Source organism: Hyalangium minutum, from assembly GCF_000737315.1.
GTDB classification, from domain to species: Bacteria; Myxococcota; Myxococcia; order Myxococcales; family Myxococcaceae; genus Hyalangium; species Hyalangium minutum.
This window is the reverse complement of record NZ_JMCB01000002.1, coordinates 548706-567030: the sequence shown is the minus strand read 5'-3', so window position 1 is coordinate 567030 and position 18325 is coordinate 548706. Positions and strand designations below refer to the sequence as shown.

9 protein-coding genes are annotated in these 18325 nt (G+C 68.7%); 5 read left to right on the top strand and 4 right to left on the bottom strand.

All coding sequences use genetic code 11. The features are described from left to right. Nucleotides 1-139: 139 nt before the first annotated feature. Nucleotides 140-2023 (top strand): adventurous gliding motility protein GltG, encoded by a 1884-nt coding sequence (gene gltG, locus DB31_RS05975; protein WP_044183457.1) that lies wholly within the window; start codon nucleotides 140-142, stop codon nucleotides 2021-2023. Between the two features lie 81 nt (nucleotides 2024-2104). Next, nucleotides 2105-3220, top strand: a complete 1116-nt coding sequence (locus DB31_RS05970) for a GTP pyrophosphokinase (RefSeq protein ID WP_052419749.1) — start codon at nucleotides 2105-2107, stop codon at nucleotides 3218-3220. Between the two features lie 24 nt (nucleotides 3221-3244). Here the strand turns inward: DB31_RS05970 and cglD are convergent, their stop codons facing one another. Continuing rightward, nucleotides 3245-5965, bottom strand: coding sequence for an adventurous gliding motility lipoprotein CglD (gene cglD, locus DB31_RS05965; protein WP_044183455.1), 2721 nt, complete (start codon nucleotides 5963-5965; stop codon nucleotides 3245-3247). A 370-nt stretch (nucleotides 5966-6335) separates the two neighbouring features. Between cglD and DB31_RS05960 the strand changes: the two genes are divergently transcribed. Continuing rightward, the gene (locus DB31_RS05960) at nucleotides 6336-7403 is read left to right on the top strand and encodes an alpha/beta hydrolase (RefSeq protein WP_044183452.1); all 1068 of its coding nucleotides are present in this window, start codon (nucleotides 6336-6338) and stop codon (nucleotides 7401-7403) included. A gap of 96 nt (nucleotides 7404-7499) precedes the next feature. Next, the gene (locus DB31_RS05955; RefSeq protein ID WP_044183450.1) at nucleotides 7500-9704 is read left to right on the top strand and encodes a M4 family metallopeptidase; all 2205 of its coding nucleotides are present in this window, start codon (nucleotides 7500-7502) and stop codon (nucleotides 9702-9704) included. 87 nt (nucleotides 9705-9791) lie between these two features. On the opposite strand, the gene DB31_RS51500 is transcribed toward DB31_RS05955, so the two are convergent. After that, a complete protein-coding gene (locus DB31_RS51500) occupies nucleotides 9792-9974 on the bottom strand; it encodes a hypothetical protein (protein WP_044183447.1) in 183 nt (60 codons plus the stop codon). Between the two features lie 22 nt (nucleotides 9975-9996). Further along, nucleotides 9997-10623, bottom strand: coding sequence for a TetR/AcrR family transcriptional regulator (locus DB31_RS05945; protein ID WP_240486548.1), 627 nt, complete (start codon nucleotides 10621-10623; stop codon nucleotides 9997-9999). An 81-nt stretch (nucleotides 10624-10704) separates the two neighbouring features. Between DB31_RS05945 and DB31_RS05940 the strand changes: the two genes are divergently transcribed. Beyond that, nucleotides 10705-11619: an NmrA family NAD(P)-binding protein gene (locus tag DB31_RS05940; protein WP_044183443.1), complete on the top strand. Its 915-nt coding sequence runs from the start codon at nucleotides 10705-10707 to the stop codon at nucleotides 11617-11619. 532 nt (nucleotides 11620-12151) lie between these two features. Here DB31_RS05940 and DB31_RS46330 read toward each other — a convergent pair. Then, on the bottom strand, nucleotides 12152-18238 hold the full coding sequence (locus tag DB31_RS46330) for an ATP-binding protein (RefSeq protein WP_075305882.1): 6087 nt from the start codon (nucleotides 18236-18238) through the stop codon (nucleotides 12152-12154). Between the last annotated feature and the right edge of the window lie 87 nt (nucleotides 18239-18325).

Sequence of the window (18325 nt, the reverse complement as noted above, 5' to 3'; positions counted from 1 at the left end):
TGGCAGGCACATGTGTTTCACTGTCGCACCTCAGCGTCCCACTCAAACCGACAACAGGAACGCACGCCGCCACGAACGGGCGGGAACCTTCCGAAAAAGGCGCTGTCTGTACCGGCATCCCAGCAAGCAGGGAGCCCTCATGGCCATTCCTCTGACACTCAAGGTTTTCAAGGGCGAGACGCTCGTCACCTCGCAGGACTTCGCCCGCGACATCATCAAGATCGGCCGGCTGTCGTCGGCGCACCTGCGCCTGGATGACGAGAAGGTCAGCCGCGTGCACTCCGTCATCGAGGTCGCCGCCGATGGCTCGCTCTCCATCATCGACATGGGCAGCGTCGAGGGCACCTACGTCAACGGCAAGCGCGTCAACAAGGGCCGCATCTCCTTCGGCGATGAGATCCGCCTGGGCGAGACCACCCTCCGCCTCGAGAACCCGGCCGCCGTGGCCGCGATGAACGTCTCCGCCGCTGTGGCGAGCACGAACGTGGCTGTTGTCACGCAGGCTCCCGCTCCGGTCATTGCGCAGGCCAGCCCCGTGGCGGTGGAGACCTCGGCTGTGCCCGAGACTCTGGCCCTTGCTCCGTCCATGGCCACCACCGCGCAGAACGAGACCGTTCCCACGGAGGCCCAGGCTCCACACACCGAGCCCGCGGCTCCCGTGCGCCGGAGCCACACGAGCGGCCCGCTCGGAGCGTCCCTGAGCTTCGTGTGGGTCGATCAGCGCGTGGGCGAGTTCTTCCTGCCTCCGGGCCAGAAGAAGTCCTTCAGCGTGGGCACCGCCGAGGGCGTGGACTTCGTCATGGGCGACTCCCGGCTCGGCAGCCCGAAGCTGGAGGTCCTCCGCACCGATGGGCACACGTACACCGTCTGCTTCACCGGGAAGATGAAGGGCGAGCTCATCCGCAACGCGGAGACGCTGGACCTTGAGGCCGTCATCGAGTCCGGCAAGGCCTCGCACGAGGACTCCGCGTACACGCTGGCGCTCGAGCCGGACGACGTCTTCTGGGTGGACCTGGGCGGCGTGGCGTTGGAAGTCTGCTTCCAGCCGGTGCCCAAGCGGGTCCACGTCCCGCTGAGCGAGTCCGTGGACTACCGCGCGCTGAACATCTTGCTGCTGATGCTCTTCGCCAGCTCCATGTTCATCATCGGCGCGCTCAACCGCACCGGTGACGAGGAGGCCTTCGCGGACGAGCTGAGCGGCGACCACGAGCGCCTGACCAAGCTCATCATCAAGCCGCCCGAGCCGCAGCCGAACCGGTTCCTCGCCCAGCTCAACGACCAGAAGGCCCGCCAGCAGCCGAAGCAGCCCGTGCAACCCTCCACGTCCGAGCCCAAGAAGCCCATCCGCAAGCAGACGCAGCCCGCAGTGTCCACCGCCACTCCCTCGAACCCGAAGGACACGGCCCAGCGCTTCACGAAGAACCTCTTCAGCGGCAAGGGCTCTGCCTCGCTCTTCGGCAACTCGGGCGGGAACTCCGACCTGCGCAACGCCATCAGCAATGTGCGCAACGTGGCGCTGGGCTCGAACGGTCCCTTCGGCGGACTGATGGTGAAGGGAGGCTCGGGTGGCCCGAGCACGGGCGGCAGCACCATCGGCCTGGACGGCATCCGCACCGCGGGCCGGGCGGGAGGCAACGACGGCTATGGTCAGAAGGTGCCCGGCCTCACGGGCAAGGAGAGCGTGGATCCCACCATCGCGCCCGTGGAGTTCAAGGTGAACGAGGGCTCGCTGGACCGGGAGCTCGTCCGCAAGGTCATCCAGGACAACAAGAACCAGATCCGCTCCTGCTTCGAGCGCCAGCTCAACCAGGACCCTGACTTGAACGGCAAGGTGCAGACGCAGTTCACCATCGGCCCGGATGGCCGGGTGCTCGAGGCGAAGGTGGCGCAGTCCACCACGGGCAACGCGGAGCTGGATGCGTGCGTGGCCAGCCGCGTGCGCCTCTGGATGTTCCCCAAGCCCAAGGGCGGCGGCACCGTGGTGGTCAGCTACCCGTTCATCTTCAAGCAGGCGGGCAAGTAACACCCCTCCGGAGGCGGGCGCGGTGCAGGCCCGCCTCCCCCTGTTCCCAGCGAGACGCGGCCGTGGCAAGAAGGACCGCGCATGCTGAAGCAGGAACTGCTGGACGCCTTTCTCGCCCGTCAGCCCACCTTCGAGGCCCTGGGCCGGGCGCTCCACGCGCACCTCCAAGAGGTGCTCGAGCGTGGCGGCGTGAGCGTCCACGGCGTCAGCCACCGCATCAAGTCGCCCGCGAGCCTGGCCGGCAAGCTGGCCCGCCCGGACAAGATCTACCAGCACCTGGATGACCTGACGGACCTGGTCGGCCTGCGCGTCATCACCTTCTTCGAGGACTCCATCGAGCACGTGGCGCGGCTCATCGAGGAGCACTTCCGCGTCGACATCGACCGCTCGGTGGACAAGCGGCTGCACCAGGATCCGGACAGCTTCGGCTACCGCTCGCTGCACTACGTCTGCCACCCGCCCGCAGCGCTGCTGGCCCAGCACCCCGACTGGGAATGGCCCTTCGAGATCCAGATCCGCACCATCCTCCAGCACGCGTGGGCGGAGATTGAACACGACCTGGGCTACAAGTCCCCCGAGTCCGTGCCCCTGCCCATCCGCCGGCGCTTCTCGCGGCTGGCGGGCCTGCTGGAAGTGGCCGACAGCGAGTTCGTGGAGCTGCGGCGCTTCATGGAGAACTACGCGCGGGATGTGCGCCAGCCCGTGCAGCTCGCGCAGGGCACGCTGGGGCTCGACGCGGTGTCTCTGCAGTCCCTGGCCGAGAGCAGCCCGGTGGCAGAGCTGGACCTGGTGCTGGCGAAGCAGCTGGGCCGGCCGCTCGCGGCCTCGCTCTTCTTCCCGGACTACGTCATCCGCATGCTGCGCGTGGTGCAGTTGGACCGACCCGCGCACATCCTCCAGCGCCTGGAGGGCTTCAGCCCGCGGCTGCTCTCCTTCGCCGAGCGCTACTTCCGCTTCACCACCGAGGCCTGGGGTTTTGGCGGCGAGCACCTGGACAGCGTGCAGCGGGGCTACAGCCTCATCCTGCTCTCGCACTGGCACGCGCTCTGCCAGGTGGACCTGGAGCTGCACCGGCTGGAGCGGATGAAGGGCTTCTACCAACAACTGGACTACCCGGACGACGAGGCAGAGGCCCGCCGCATCGCCCGGCTCTTCGTCCGCTGCTTCGCGGACTGGAGGGGCCCCTCCCCCACTTAAAGAGGAGGAGGGGCGCCCGCCGCGCTAACCGATGATCACCTCACACGAGCAGGTGCTCATTTCGCACTGCGTGCCCGCGCCGCAGGTGCCGCCGCAGTTCGGGTTGCACACGCAGTTCGTGCCCGCGGCGTTGCAGCCGAGCGTGGGGCCCGTGCAGTGGTCCGGCTCGGTGGGGCTGTAGTTCGGGTCGTCCTCGCACGGCACGCCGCCGTTCGGATCGCTCACCGAGTCGATCCAGTACTGGTAAGACACCGCGGCCTGGGCGTTCGTGTTCGCCGGGCGGCACGCGCCGAAGAACGAGATCGTCCGCGCGCTGCCGTCGAAGTCGAAGCCGTTGACGGTGCTGCGCGGGATGTTGTTGTTCGAGGTGCACACCGCCGGGTTGCTCACGTTGTCCACCGCCACCTTGATGGACGCGCCGATCGGCGGCTTGAGCGTGCGGTAGCCCGCGTTACCGATCGCGTCCGAGATGATGGCGTCCATGGAGGCCCCGATGGAGTTGGTGTCGCTGATGGCGCCCAGCACGCCGCCCGTGGCGTTGACGACCGCGGCGTGGCGCTGGCCACCGAAGGCCGGCTTCGGGTTGAACTCGCAGCCGCTGCTGTCACAGCCGCAGTTCTGGCCGGACGGGCACACGATGCCGTGCACGGTGATGAGCTTGCCGGTCTCGTTGGTGGGCGCCGTCCCGGACGAGACGTTGCCGAAGAAGTTGATGAAGTTCTGCACGGGCTCGCAGCCGGAGCCCGGCTTGTCCGCGTTGCCGCCGGAGCCGCAGAAGCCAGAAACCGAGGTGTTGCCGCTGGTCTGGTCATCCGCGTCGCCCAGGATGACCACCACGAGGGCGGCATCCTTGCGCGCCAGCGTGAGAGACTCGGAAGCGCCCGGCTCGGTGCCCGGGTTCAGGTCATCCACCGCCTTGCGGGCCGCGCCGAGCACACCCTCGCTGCCGGTGCCGTCGATGTTGATCCAGCACCCGCCGTTGGAGCCCTCGGAGGTGTCACCAGGGCAGCTGGCGGTCTGCGGAGTGGTGGGCACCACGCTGCAGACCTGGTTGGTGCACGTGCTGCCCTGCGTCAGCCACGCCTTCACCTTGTTCAGGTTGCGGGTGAACTTGCGCAGCTTGCCGGAGTTGGGCTCGCCGCCGATGTGGTAGCTGGAGGTGACCATCGCCATGCGCCAGTCCAGCGACGAGGCGTTGAGCGAGTCCACCGCGGCCTGCGCGGCGATGGCCAGCGAGTTCTGCGAGCTCTGCATCGAGCCGCTGTCGTCCACGACGAACAGGAAGTCCACCTTCGCCGACTGCAGCTGGAAGCGCTCGCACTGGATGGCCGTGGGCTCGCCGAACTGGGCCAGCGCCGAGCCGTCCGACAGGTCACGCGCGGAGAAGGCCGTCGTGGTGTTGCGGTTTTCGCCCGTCACCGCCGCCTTCTGGGTGATGGCGATGAGCACCACCACGCTCTGGTTGGAGCGGTGGACGAAGAGCGCCTGCAGGCGGAAGTCGCCGTTGCCGCCCGCCGTCGCGGTGCTCAGGCGGCCCTGGGTGTTGGGCACCAGGGCGTTCACGAGAGCGTTGGTGCGGGCCTTGATGTCCGTGGTGGCACCGGCCTGGTCGTAGAAGACCTGCAAGGCGCTGTGGCCATCCCAGGTCTGGAAGCGCTGGGCGGTGCGGTTGCTCAGGGCGCCCTGGTTCTGGATGATCGTCCGCAGGGCCTCCTCGTCACCGAGCGGATCCGTGGCCTGCGCGGGCGCGGCCTGACGGAACGCGAGGAAGGCGACCTTGTTCTCGGCGTCGTAGCCCACCAGGCCCTTCACGTCGCCGCCGACCTCGGAGCCGGTGGTGGTGATCTCCTCCACCTCCGTGAAGGTGGGCGGCAGCGCCAGCTTGATGTCCGGCCCGCTCGAGTCCTTGAAGATGACCGGGCGCAGGTTGGCGGCGGTGCACACCTGGCCCACCGGGCCCGAGGCGTCACCCGTCCGCGGATCCAGCTCTCCGGGGTCCACTTGGCCGTTCTGGTTGGTGTCCTCGGCGCCGTCGCTCACCCCGTCACCGTCCGAGTCCGCGTTGGTCGGATCCGTCGTCGTGGTGGGCTGGGTGTCCGGCCGGAAGTTGGTGCAGGTGACGGGATCCGGGTTGTTGACGGCACCCAGCTCGATGCCGTCCAGGAGGCCGTCCCCGTCGGAGTCCGGCTTGCGGGGATCCGGCTCGCCGGGGTCCACCATGCCGTTGGCGTTCTGGTCCTCGCCCTTGAAGGTGCCGTCGCTCGGGCCGTCGAGCAGGCCGTCGCAGTCGGTGTCCTTGAGCAGCGGGTGCGTCTCGTTGTCATCCGCCTTGCCGTTCTTGTTGGCGTCCTCGATGCCGTCCTTCAGGCCGTCGCCATCGGTGTCCGGGTTGAGCGGATCCGTCTTCAGCACGGCGCTCGCGTCCTTGGGCAGGACACAGCTGGTGCCCTGCACGGGGGTGTCGATGCCCAGCTCGAGCCCGTCCGGCAGCCCGTCTCCATCGGTGTCCGCCAGACCCGGGTCCGTCTTCTTGCCACCACCGCGGTCCGTCGTGAACTCGACCAGGTCACTCAGGCCGTCGCAGTCCGTGTCCTTGGTGGCGTTGTTGGGATCGTTCGGATCCGTCGGCAGCGGCGTGGGTTTATTGGGTTCACCAGGCTCGGGCTCCTTGCCCGAGTCACCACACGCTACAGCCGCCAAGACCGCCGCGAGCAGCGTGGCTTGAAGCAGTCGTCTCATCTTCATAGGGGGGCCTCCACTACACAGGGACTCACGCGCTGAGAGCCGACCCTCCGGCGCGCGAAGGCCTTCCACCATACGCTCCAGGGCCCTCGCTGCAATGTGCTCCTTTGGGGTTTTCGCTGTGGTCAGGATTTTACGTCGAGACCCAAGCACTCCTTCCAACTTGAGCGCGAAATTCCGCGCAGCACTGTGCACTCCGCTCCTGGAGCAGGAAGCCAGACAGGCTCCGAGTGTAATGGGCTGTTGACATGTATCGGACACCACCATGTATCGCGGCACCCTCGGGTTCCGCCGCCGGCCGCTCACCGAGCCCCTGCGACCGTTCGGGCCTTTTTGGCCTCCAGCCGAGCTCCGGCCCACGCATGTTGGGGGCATGAACCCGTCGCGAACCCTCTCGCGGAGCGCCTTTCTCGTGGGGCTCTTCGCTGGCCCCCTCGCCCTCTTGATGATCGTAGCGGCCATCGGCTTCCACGCCTCCCTGTCCGGCTGGGGCTATGCCGTGGGGGTGGCCTTCACCGCGGCGGGCCTCCTCTCGATGCCGTGGCGCCGCTGGCGGGGCCTGACCCGCGCGGGCCTGGGGCTCCTGCTGCTCGTGGCCAGCGCCCGGCTCGTCTTCGCGGGGGGAAACGGGATGGACACCCTCCGGCTGCCCTCGGGAGACCACCGGCTGATCAACCGCCTCGTGGAGGAGCGGGATGGGACGCTGTTCGCGGGCCACCTGCTCTTGCTCACCGGCCAGTTGCCCCGCTCGGACACGCGAGACTTCCTCCCGGCGCTCGACTCGGCCTTCCACCGGCTCCACACCACCGAGGGCTCCATCGCCACGCCCGCCGTCGCCACGTGGCTCGGGCTCCAGTCCTCCGAGGACTTCGACACGGTGGTCATTCCGTCCGAGGGAGCGAAGCCCCCGGAAACGGCAGTGGTGGCGCTGCACGGCTACACGGGCAACTTCGCCGTCTACTGCTGGCAGCTCTCGCGGGCCGCCCGGGCCATCTCCGCGCTCACCGTGTGTCCCTCGGTGGGCCCACTGGGGGACTGGTGGTCACCGCAGGGCGAGGAGACCCTGAAGCGCACCCTCTCCTGGCTCCAGGGCCGAGGTATCCGCCGGGTGTACCTCGCGGGCCTCTCCAATGGAGGTGTGGGTGCCAGCGTGCTCGCGGGGAAGCTCTCCCGCTCGGGCCCCGAGCTGCGAGGACTGGTGCTGATCTCCGGCGCCTCTCGCATCGCGGACACCCCGCGCGTGCCAGTGCTCCTCGTCCAGGGGCAGCATGACTCCATGTTCCCCGTGCACCGGATGCGCGCCTTCGCCCAACGCGCGGGAGCGCTCGCCACCACCTTCGAGGTGAACAGCGGGCACTTCGCCTTCCTCGATCACGCGGACGAGTGCGAGCGCGCCATCGCCTCCTGGCTCCGTGAACGAGAGCGCGCCACAGGGAGCTGAGCGCCTCCATTCCCATTTCTGGGAATCCGCCCCTCCATCGAACGCTGTCAGCCCCGCATGTCATGACAGCCCCTTCCACTTTCACCTGGGGTGCTGATGAGCAATCGGGTCTTGAAGGCAGTGGGTGCGGCATGGCTGGGCGCGAGCCTGGCCGCATGCGGTTCGATGCAGGACGAGGCAGCGCAGGAGTTGCCGTCGAAGGACGCGGACATCCGCTCCGCGATGGCCCGGTTCGAGAAGGCCCGGGTGGTAGCGAACACGGACGAGGGCCTGCCCTATTACATTGAAGGCCGGCTGGGCGAGCTGCCCCGGCTGTCCCAGCAGCGCGTGGGCGAGACGGCCCGGATAGCGCTGACGGATATCGCCCCGGCGTTCCGGCTCAACAGCAATGACTTGGTGTTCCGCAAGAGCTCGGTGGACAGCCAGGGCCACCAGCACATGCGCTTCCAGCAGACGCTGAACGGCCTGAAGGTGGTCGGCGGCGAGCTGGTGCTGCACGCGGACGCGGACGGCCTCATCTACGCGGCCAACGGCTCGGCACGGGGCGGCGAGGCCCTGCCGGCGCAGGCAAAGGTGGCCCCCGAGGCGGCGCTGCAGGCGGCGGTGCACAGCTCGGCCGCGAGCAACGCGCAGGCCGAGGGCTCCCCGGTCCTGGTCTACCTGCGGCCCGAGGGCAGCCCGGAGCTGCGGCTGGCGTGGCAGGTGCGGGTGAAGGGCGGCGGCAACGCCGACATGCCCTCGGATGACCTCATCTACGTGGACGCGCAGCGCGGCGGCACGCTGGCCATCCACCCGCAGATCCACTCGGCGCTCAACCGCAAGGTGTACTCGGCCAACAACGGCTCGAGCACGCCGGGCACGCTCAAGCGCAGCGAGGGCCAGGCGCCGGTAGGCGATGCCCACGTGGACATGAACTACGACCAGCTGGGCGCCACGTACAACTGCTACAACGCGCTGTTCGGGCGTGACTCGTACAACAACGCGGGTGCGGCGCTGATCAGCACCGTTCACTACAGCAGCAACTACGTGAACGCGTACTGGGACGGCACGCAGATGGTGTACGGCGACGGCAATGGCGTGGACTCCATCGAGCTGGGCAAGGACCTGGACGTGACAGTCCACGAGCTGAGCCACGCGGTGACGGACAGCGAGTCGGACCTCATCTACTCGGGCGAGTCCGGCGGCCTGAACGAGAGCTACTCGGACATCTTCTCGGGCGTGTGCGAGAGCTGGTCGCGCGGCTGGGCGGTGGACGCGGACATCTTCAAGATTGGCGAGGACATCTGGACGCCGGGCACGGCGGGGGATGCGCTGCGCTACATGGATGACCCGGCCAAGGACGGCGTCTCGCTGGACTTCTACGGGGACTACGCGGGCCAGGACGTGCACTACAGCTCGGGCATCAGCAACCTGGTGTTCGCGCTGCTGTCCAAGGGCGGCACGCACCCGCGCGGCAAGACGAGCGTCTCCGTGGCGGCGATTGGCCCGGAGAAGGCCGGCCGCATCTTCTACAAGGCGAACACGGATCTGTTCACGGCGAGCACCACGTTCGAGCAGGCGAAGACGTACACAGTGCAGGCGGCGCAGGCGCTGGGCTACGACGCGGCCACGGTGCAGGCGGTGACGGACGCGTGGCTGGCGGTGGGCGTGCCTCCTCCGCCTCCGGTGACGAGCCCGCTGACCAACGGCGTGGCGGTGACGAACCTGTCGGGCAGCTCGGGCAGCAAGAAGTACTACACGCTCGAGGTGCCGGCCGGTCAGAGCAGCCTGTCGTTCGTGACGAGCGGCGGCACGGGTGACGCGGACCTGTACGTGCGGTTCGGCTCGGCGCCGACGGCGAGCAGCTACGACTGCCGGCCGTACACGGGCGGCAACGCGGAGACGTGCTCCTTCACCACCCCGGCGGCGGGCACCTGGTATGTGATGTTGAGCGGCTACTCCTCGTACTCGGGCGCGAGCCTCACGGGCACCTACGGCGGTGGCGGCGTCGGCACGCCGGTGACGGACACGGCCAGCGGCTCGGTGAGCAAGAACACGAACAAGAACCACGGCCCCTACACCGTGCTGGCGGGCACGCAGTTCAAGGTGGTGATGACGGGCACGAAGAACCCGGACCTGTACGTCCGCTTCGGCTCGGCGCCGACGACGACGGCGTATGACTGCCGCCCGGCGCTCTCGGGTGCTTCGGAGACGTGCACCCTGACGGTGCCGGCGGGCCAGAGCTCCGCGTACGTCATGGTGCGCGGCGCGGGCTCGGGTACGGCCACCTACAGCCTGACCATCAATCGCACAGCGCCGTAGCCTCGGAAGACGGTTCATGCTGAACGGCGGGCGGCTCTCGCAAGGGGGCCGCCCGTCATGCCTTGTCGCCACTCGGAGGCGTCCGACTCATCGCGCTTGAAGGCCGCCGCAGCTTTCTCCAGCCCGAGCGCGGCGACGGCGGCGCACGAAGAGCAGCACAGGCACCGTGGGCGCGTAAGGCTCAAGCACCCGCTGAAGTTGCCCGCTGCGCAGCTCCTCCATGACCATGGGCTCGAACGCATAGGCAAGCCCCAAGCCCAGCTTGGCCATCGACGCACACAGCAGACCATCGTTACTTCTTCCTCGGCGCCCGAGCCCGACCCGGCCGAGAGGGAGGACCGTTCCTTTCAGACCGGATACCGGTGAGCGCGAGGCGCAGCAGCCGACTCGCTGTGGCCGGATCGTCTTCGGTGGCGACGGCAATCGCGTTCGCCAAGAGCATCAGGTCCTTCGTCGTGGCGCCGACGTGAAGCGCGCCCACAGATGAGGCCCGTGCCACCAGAACCTCCATCACGTCGAGCAGCATGTCGGTGCAGCAGAGCTCTTCTGGCGAGAGGCCATCCGGGCCGGCCAACAGCGCAGCGGCAAGCCCGCGGTGTGTCGCTGTGTAAACCGTCAGCTCTTCGAGCCAGGCAGCCAGCTCAGCGCCGGGGTCCTCGCCCGGCTGTGCGGCCGCCCGCGCACAGAGCTGCGCGACGCCAGCGCGGAATACTACCTCCAACAGCGCCCGCCGCGACGGGAAGTGCCGGTGCAGGGTCGCGGAGCCCACCCCCGCCCTCCGCGCGATCTCCTCGAGCGACGCCTGCGCGCCATCCCTGGCGACCAGCTCCGCGGCGGCGGCGACGATCCGCTCCCGGTTGCGTTGGCCGTCCGCTCGCAACGCCTTCTCACGCTCCACGGCGGTCTTCTCCTCGGCCAACGGCCTCGACAAACGGGGTGGCCCTCCATATCTTGCCACCGAAGTCTAAACGGTGGGGCACCCCACTTACAGGAGGCCCGCATGAGCCGCAGCGATCCCGTTCTCGTCACCGCCGCCACAGGGCGACAGGGCGGCGCCACCGCCCGGGCGCTGCTGGCCGAAGGCAGCACATCGGTGCGGGTACTGGTGCGCAACCCGGACGCGCCGAACGCGAAGGCCCTCGCGGCGGCCGGCGCCGAGGTGGTCATCGGGGATCTCGACGATCCGCGATCGCTGCGCGCCGCCTGCGCCGGGACACGGGCGGTGTTCTCGATGCAGTCGCCCATTCTCTCCGCGACCGGCGTTGACTACAGCAAGGAGCGCGAGCAGGGGAAAAACCTCGTCGAGGCCGCGTTGGCCGAAGGCGTCGGCACGTTCGTGCACACCGCGACGTCGGGCGTCGGCGACCACCGCAACGTCGAGGGCTGGGCCGAGGGCCGCTGGAAGTCCCACGAGGACTACTGGGAGAACAAGTTCGCGACCTGCGAGCTCGTGCGCAACGCCGGCTTCGACCGCTGGACCATCATCCTACCCGCCACCTTCATGGACCACTCCATGCTCGATCCCGCCGGCTTCGCCGACGGGCGCCAGCTGGTCACGGTGATCAGGACTGATCGGCCCATTGGGCTCATCGCCCCGGAGGACATCGGCAAGGCAGCCGCGGCGGCGATCAACGATCCCGCCAGGTTCAAAGGTGTGACGCTGCAGCTCGCCGGCGACCTGCTCACGCTTCCTCAGATCGCCGAGATCCTCTCGCGCCTCGACAGCAAGGAGTACGTCGTGCAGTCAGGCACGGTCGAGGAGGCCGTCGCCGCCGGCCTGCATCCCGGTGTGGCGCAGGGACTGACGTACATGAACGTCGCCCCGGTGCTGGCACGGCCCGAGATCGCCCGCTCCTACGGGCTCTCTCCCATGAGCTTCGAGACGTGGGCCCGCCAGCAGCGCGGGATGGCCTGACCACCGCCCTGTCTTCTCATGCTCCGCCTTCTCGCCGCGCATCCTCGGAAAAGAAAGGCAGTGCACGCCCGGGGAGCCGCACATTGAGCCGGTCACGCCGGCGCAACCTGGCAGCGTCGGCCAGCATCCGCCCCGCCCACCGGTACACATTGAACTCCGACACAAAGAGTTTCTGGCGGAGCACGCGCAGCCTGGAGCCCCCGGAGCGAAACCGGCACATGAAGCCCTGCTGGAGCAGTACCTCCATCTGCTCCAGGCCGACCCCACCCTTCTCGCGGCCGCCGCTCAGTCAGGGCGCGAGCAGACCCTGCAATGGGGCACTGACGAGCTGAAGCACACGGCGGCCACTCTGAGCGATCTGCCTCTGGCGGATGCCCAGTACGAGTTGGAGCGCGTGCTTCAAGAGGTCAGAGAACGCCTGGAAGTGCCGGGGGGGTCGAGCCTGGCCCCGGCAGCTGCCCGATGAGCACCGCGGGCGTGCTCGGGACCTTCGGCGCCGCGGCCTTCGTGCCCTTGGGCTTGCCCCTCCCGCTCAATGAGGCTGGGAAGCTCCCGTAGGGTGAAGCGGGAGCACCGCCGTAAAGGTGGCGCCTCCGCCCTCTGTGTGCCGCAGGCGGATGCCGCCGCCGTGGGCTTCCGCGAGGTGGCGAGCGATCCACAAGCCCAGCCCGAACCCTCCATAGTTCTTCTCGGAGACGGCGCGCTCGAAGCGTCCGAAAATGCGATCCTGGTCCTCCGGCCCGATGCCCACGCCGTGGTCTCGCACCGTGATGGAGGCCTGGTCCGAGTCCCTCCGCACCGCCACCTCGATGGGCTTTCCCGCCCCGAACTTGAGGGCGTTGTCCAGTAGGCTCTCGAGGAGCTGGTGCAGCCGCGCCGGATCGCAGGAGCCGATGACGGGCGAGGGCGCATTCAAGGTCAGCACGCTGCCGGCGTGAAGGGCCTTGTCCCGCGCCTGATCCACGACGGCGCTCGCGATCGCGGAGAGGTCGGCTTCCTGCCGTGTGAGCTTCAGTCGGCCGGTGACGAGCTCTGACACGTCCAGCAGCCGCTCGACGAGGCGCGACAGACGGTGCAAGTGTTTCTGCGTCGTCTGCGCCTTCGCCCCGACGGCCTCCAGCAGCGCCTCGGCATGGCCTTGGCTGCCCACGCTGCGGAGCAGGGACTGGACGTTGAGCGACAGGGCGCTCACGGGCGTGCGCAGCTCATGGCTGACAAGGCTGAGAAACGCGTCTCGCACCCGAACGGACTCTTGCAGCACCTTCTTCTCGAGCTCGTTGCGGAGCGCCTCCCGGCGCACGCGGGCCATGTCGAGCTGGGTGCGCACCCGGACCAGGAGCTCACGAGCGGAGAAGGGCTTCACCAGGTAGTCATCCGCGCCGCTCTGCAAGCCCTCCACCGTGGCCTCATCCCCCGCCCGCGCGGACAGCAGGATGATGGGGATGGCGCGCGTGTCCTCGCTCGCGCGCAGGGCACGCACCAGGCCAAAACCATCCATCCCCGGCATCATCACATCGGAGAGGACCAGGTCCGGCGGGTGGGCCCGGGCCCGCTCGAGCGCGTCGTTCCCGTTCGTGGCGGTCTCGACGTGGGGGAAGGCCCGCCCGAGCAACCCCGCGACGTAGATGCGCAGGTCGGCGTTGTCGTCCACGAGGAGGATGCGGGAGCGCGCAAGCTCCTCGGGCACCTCCAGCGCCGGGTCCTCGGACGCTCCCGTGCTGGGGGTATGCGGGCCCGAGTCCTCCACGGACCAGCGCTTCGCCTCTTCCACGAAGGGCGCCACCGCCTCGGCCAGAGAGCCTGGCCGGTGCGTGCGCTCGATCCGCTCGGGGGGCAGGTGGGCCGAACCGCGTGGCAGCCGCAGGGTGAAGGTCGTGCCCACGCTCAGCGTGCTGGCCACCGAGACGCTGCCGCCGTGAAGCTTCACCAGCTCCTGCACCAGCGCGAGCCCGATGCCCGTGCCCTCGTGGCTTCGCCCCTGGGTGACACGCACGCGGTAGAAGCGCTCGAAGATGCGCGGCAGCTCTTCCTCGGGAATGCCCACCCCCGTGTCCTGGACGGTGAGGACGGCCTGACCGTCCTGCCACCGGAGGCCCACGCGGATCTCCCCTTCATGGGTGTACTTCACCGCGTTGGAGAGAAGGTTCAGGACAATCTTCTCCCACATCTCCGGGTCCACGTAGATGGGCTCGGGAAGGGGTGGGCAGTCCACCACCAGCCTCAAGCCCGCGCTCTCCACGGCGGATTGGAAGGCGCTCGCGAGGTTGCGCGTCAGGGCGGAGAGGTCCGTCGGCGCGTAGTGGGCCTGGGCCCGGCCCGCCTCCATGCGCGAGAAGTCGAGCAGCGTGTTGACCAGCTTGTAGAGCCGCAGGGCATTGCGGCGGACCAGGTCGAGCCTCTCTCCCTCCAACGCTTTCTCCGTCTTGGAGAGTGCGTCCTCGATGGGGCCGAGAATGAGCGTAAGCGGAGTCCTGAACTCGTGGCTCACGTTGCTGAAGAAGGCAGTCTTTGCCTGATCCAGCCGGGCCAGCTCCTCGGCCCGCTGCTTTTCCTGTTCATAGGCGCGGGCACTGGAGAGGCTGGCGGCGAGCTGCCGCGCCAGGAGCTGCAGGAAGCCGCGGTACTCGCCGTGCAGCGCCATCAGGGGACTCAGGCCCGCCACGAGCACTCCGGTGGCCTCGGCATCCGCGCCCATGGGCACGGGAAGGAGCAGTGCGCGCGTGGTGGGTTCGGGCCAGGGGCCGCCAGGAAGGTGTCCGAACTTCAAGTGGAGATCTTCGACCAACACCTCCTGCTTCCGGCTGGCCACCTCGGCGAGCGGCCACGAGAGGGAGTCGCCGAGGCTGAGCTCGACGGGAGCCGCGGGTGCTCCCCGGGCGAGGCCGGCGCAGCTCACCAGGTGCGCCTTGCCGGCCCTGATGACGTAGAAGAGCGCGAAGGGCAGATCATGTCCGGCCTGCGCGAGGACTTCTTCCACGGAGCGGAAGACCTCTTCGACCTTCTTGGTGAGCGCCGCCCGGATGGACAGCTCCCGGAGGATCCCCAGCTGGCGGTCCCCGACCACCTGTCGTGTTGTCTCGCTCGCGATGGCGAAGAGGCCCGCGATCTCCCCCAACTCACCAATGGTCGGGTTGTAGGACCAGGTGAAGTAGGCCTCCTCTCGCAAGCCGCCCGGCCGCCGCTGGAAGTTGACGTTCCCGTTCTCGATGAACAGCGGCTCTCCCGTCTCATGGACGCGCTTCATCAAGGGGCCGAGGAGCGCCCATTCCTCGGCGAGCGCCTCATTCCCGCGCGCCCCCATGGTCTCGGGATGCTTCGCCCCGAGGATGGGACGGAACGGGTCGTTGTAGAGCATGCGGAGCTGGGGGCCCCAGAAGAGGATGATCGGATAAGGGGAGCGGAGCATCGTGCTCACGGATGTCCGCAGGGATTGAGGCCAGTCCTCGATGGGGCCCAGCGAGTTCTTGGACCAGTCGATGGAGCGCATCAGCGCGCCCATCTCACCGCCGTTTTGAATGAAGCTCTCCTCGGCGCCCGGCCGTTGGAGTGCCTGGCGGGGGGCAGGCGAGACCGCGCCCGTCTGCTGTCCGGCGGGAAGAGAGAGAGAGAAGGTGCTGCCTGTGCCGGAGGTGCGCTCGAGCCGGATCTGCCCTCCGTGGCTCTCCACGATGCCCTTGGCGATGGAGAGGCCCAGGCCATGTCCCTCGCGCTTGCGCTGAGCCCCGTGCCAATAGCGATCGAAGATGTGCGGTTGCTCGGCGGGGGGGATCCCCGGGCCGGTGTCCGTGACGCTGAGGCGGACAGCCCCGGTCCCGGCCTCGGCCTCGGCCCGCAGGTGGATGCTGCCCCCCGGGGGCGTGAACTTGATCGCGTTGGAGAGCAGATTCCCGAGCGCTTGGAGGATTCGTTCCTTGTCGCACCACAGAACGAGCCCCGGCTCCACCTCGAAGACGAGCTGCACGCCTTTCTCGGCCGCTGGAGGCTCGAAGAGCTCCCGGACATCACGGGCGAGCTCCTCGGCCGGCTGCGCTTGGGCCGCAATGGAGAGCGTTCCGGCATCGATGCTCGCCAGATCGAGCAGGTCCTCGATGAGCCGGTTCATCCGGTCGGCGGAGCGCCGGATCGTGTCCGCCTGCTTGCGCACGCGGGCGAGCAATTCACCCTCCGGGGACAGCCGCTGGAGGAGCTCCGCGGAGGTGCGAATGGCGGTGAGCGGCGAGCGCAAATCGTGGCTGACGACGGCGAGCATCTCCTCTCGGAGGCGTGTGGCGCGGCGGGACTCCTCGAGAAAGCGCTGGGTGTCCTCCGTGTGGGCGCGCTCCGCGTGGACCGCCTCCTGGCGCAGCCGCGAGACCGTGAGCAGCGCGGTGACGCGCGCCAGGAGCTCCTTCGCGGAGAAGGGCTTGGCGAGGTACTCGTCCGCGCCGCTGCCGAACCCCTGGATGGTGGCCTCTTCGCCCGCGCGTGCGGACAGGAGCAGGATGGGAATGGTGCGGGTGCGGCTGTCCGCGCGCAGGGCTTGAACCAGCTCCAAGCCGCTCATCCCGGGCATCATCACGTCGGAGATGATGAGGCTGGGAGGATGGGCCCGCGCGGCGGCGAGGGCCTGTGCGCCCGTGCTCGCCGCCTCCACGGTCCAGTGCTGCGACAGGAGACGCGAGAGGTAGGTCCGCATGTCGGCGTTGTCGTCCGCCAACAAGATCCGGGCGTCAGCTCGAGGGCTGGCTGCGGAAGCCTCGGCTTCATTCCAGGAGGAGGCCTCCGCGAGGAACTCGTCCGCTCCACTCCCGGTGGGGGGGCGCGCCTGGGAAGTTCCCAGCTGCTCCTGGGGGAGGTGCCCAGAGCCCGTGGGGAGGCTCACCGTGAACGTGCTCCCCTTGTGGAGCACACTCGTCACCGTCACCCTCCCGCCGTGCAGCTTGACCAGCTCCTGCACCAGCGCGAGCCCGATGCCCGTGCCCTCGTGGCTGCGCCCTTGCGAGCCCTGGACCCGGTGGAAGCGATCGAAGATGCGGGGCAACTCCTCCGCCGGCATGCCGATGCCCGTGTCCTGGACGGTGAGCTCCACGTGATCGCCGAGCCACCTCAGCGCGATGCGGATCTCTCCCTGGTGGGTGAACTTCAAGGCGTTGGAGAGGAGGTTCAGGACAACCTTCTCCCACATGGCCGGATCTACGTAGACGGGTACGGGGAGCGCGGGGCAGTCGGACACCAGCGTGAGCCCGGCGGACGCCATCGCGGAGTCGAAGTTGCTCACGAGCTCGAGCGTGAGGGAGGAGAGGTCCGTGGGGACGAAGAGGGCCTGGGTGCGCCCGGCCTCCAGGCGGGCGAAGTCGAGCATCGTGTTGACGAGCTTGCGCAGGCGCAGGCCGTTGCGGAGGACCATCTCCTGCCGCTCCCGCTGCTCGGGGACGAGGGGATGGGCAGTGTCCGCCAGGGCTTCTTCGACGGGCCCGAGCATCAGCGTGAGCGGGGTGCGCAGCTCGTGGCTGACGTTGTTGAAGAAGGCGGTCTTGGTGCGGTCCAGCTCGGCCAGGGCTTCCGCCCGCTTCCTCTCCTCCTCGTAGGCGCGGGCGCTGCTGATGGAGGTGGCGATGTGGTCCGCCACCAGCCCCAGAAATCCACGGTAGTCGTCGTCGGGGGCGCGCCGCGCGCTCAAGCCCGCGACGAAAAAGCCATCGAGGCGCTGAGCGCCCGGACGGGCAATCGGTAGGACCAGGGCCGAGTGAGGAGCCTCCGGCCAGGGGCCGCTGGGCAGCTGCGCGAAGCGGGCGCGAAGCTCCGGGACGAGCTGGGGGCGCTGGGTTGCGGCCGCCTCCGCGAAGGGCCACGGCGGGTTTGCTGAAGCTGCGCCGAAGAGCGAGACAGCGGCGGCGGTATCTGTCTCCCAGCCGGCCGTCGCCACCAGCTCGGGCCCCGCGTCCGCGTCCCTGAGCCGGTACAGCAAGGCGAAGGGAACGTCAAAGGCGTTGCCCTCGAGCGCCTGGGCTGCTTCTCGCCACGCATCGTGCTCCCGCTTCACCGGGCCCACGCGCGCCGCCAGGTCTCTCAGCGTCCGCAGCCGCCGCTCGCCCAGCACTCGGCCGGTCGTCTCGGTGACGGTGACAAGAACACCTCCGATGCCCCCACTCTCGTCTCGGATCGGGCTGTACGAGAAGGTGAAGTAGCACTCCTCGAGGTAGCCATTGCGGTCCAGCGGGAGCATCCAATCCTCGGAGCCGACCGCCGTCCCGTGCCGCACTCCCTCGAACATCGGGCCGATGATGTGCCAGCTCTCCTCGAACGTGGCCTGGGCGCTGCGGCCCATGGCGGCGGGATGCTTGGTCGAGCCGAGAATCGGCCGGTACCCATCGTTGTAGAACTGGACGAACTGAGGTCCCCACGCGATGTACATCGGAAAGCGCGATTCGAGCAGGATGCTCACCGCCGTCCGCAGAGACTGAGGCCACGTCTCCGGTGGGCCCACGGGCGTCTGAGCCCAGTCGATGGAGCGCATGAGGGCGCCCATCTCGCCCCCAGCGACGAGCACCGCCGCCGCCTCGCGCTGGGGCGTGTCTGGCTGCTCGGGCGTGGAAGAGGGGCGGGGTGCCGTGTCGTGAGGAGGGGTCGAATGGCCCATTCACGCAGGCGATACCACACACCCCTCGTCAGGGTGGATGGAGTTGCAGCGATCCAAGAGACCGCTCGCCTGCGTGCTTCCTCTGCC

Excerpts from the sequence above, each read along its gene's own strand:
- gltG (WP_044183457.1), top strand. The coding sequence starts at position 140 with ATGGCCATTCCTCTGACACTCAAGGTTTTCAAGGGCGAGACGCTCGTC.
- DB31_RS05970 (WP_052419749.1), top strand. The coding sequence starts at position 2,105 with ATGCTGAAGCAGGAACTGCTGGACGCCTTTCTCGCCCGTCAGCCCACC.
- cglD (WP_044183455.1), bottom strand. The coding sequence starts at position 5,965 with ATGAAGATGAGACGACTGCTTCAAGCCACGCTGCTCGCGGCGGTCTTG.
- DB31_RS05960 (WP_044183452.1), top strand. The coding sequence starts at position 6,336 with ATGAACCCGTCGCGAACCCTCTCGCGGAGCGCCTTTCTCGTGGGGCTC.
- DB31_RS05955 (WP_044183450.1), top strand. The coding sequence starts at position 7,500 with ATGAGCAATCGGGTCTTGAAGGCAGTGGGTGCGGCATGGCTGGGCGCG.
- DB31_RS51500 (WP_044183447.1), bottom strand. The coding sequence starts at position 9,974 with ATGGCCAAGCTGGGCTTGGGGCTTGCCTATGCGTTCGAGCCCATGGTC.
- DB31_RS05940 (WP_044183443.1), top strand. The coding sequence starts at position 10,705 with ATGAGCCGCAGCGATCCCGTTCTCGTCACCGCCGCCACAGGGCGACAG.
- DB31_RS46330 (WP_075305882.1), bottom strand. The coding sequence starts at position 18,238 with ATGGGCCATTCGACCCCTCCTCACGACACGGCACCCCGCCCCTCTTCC.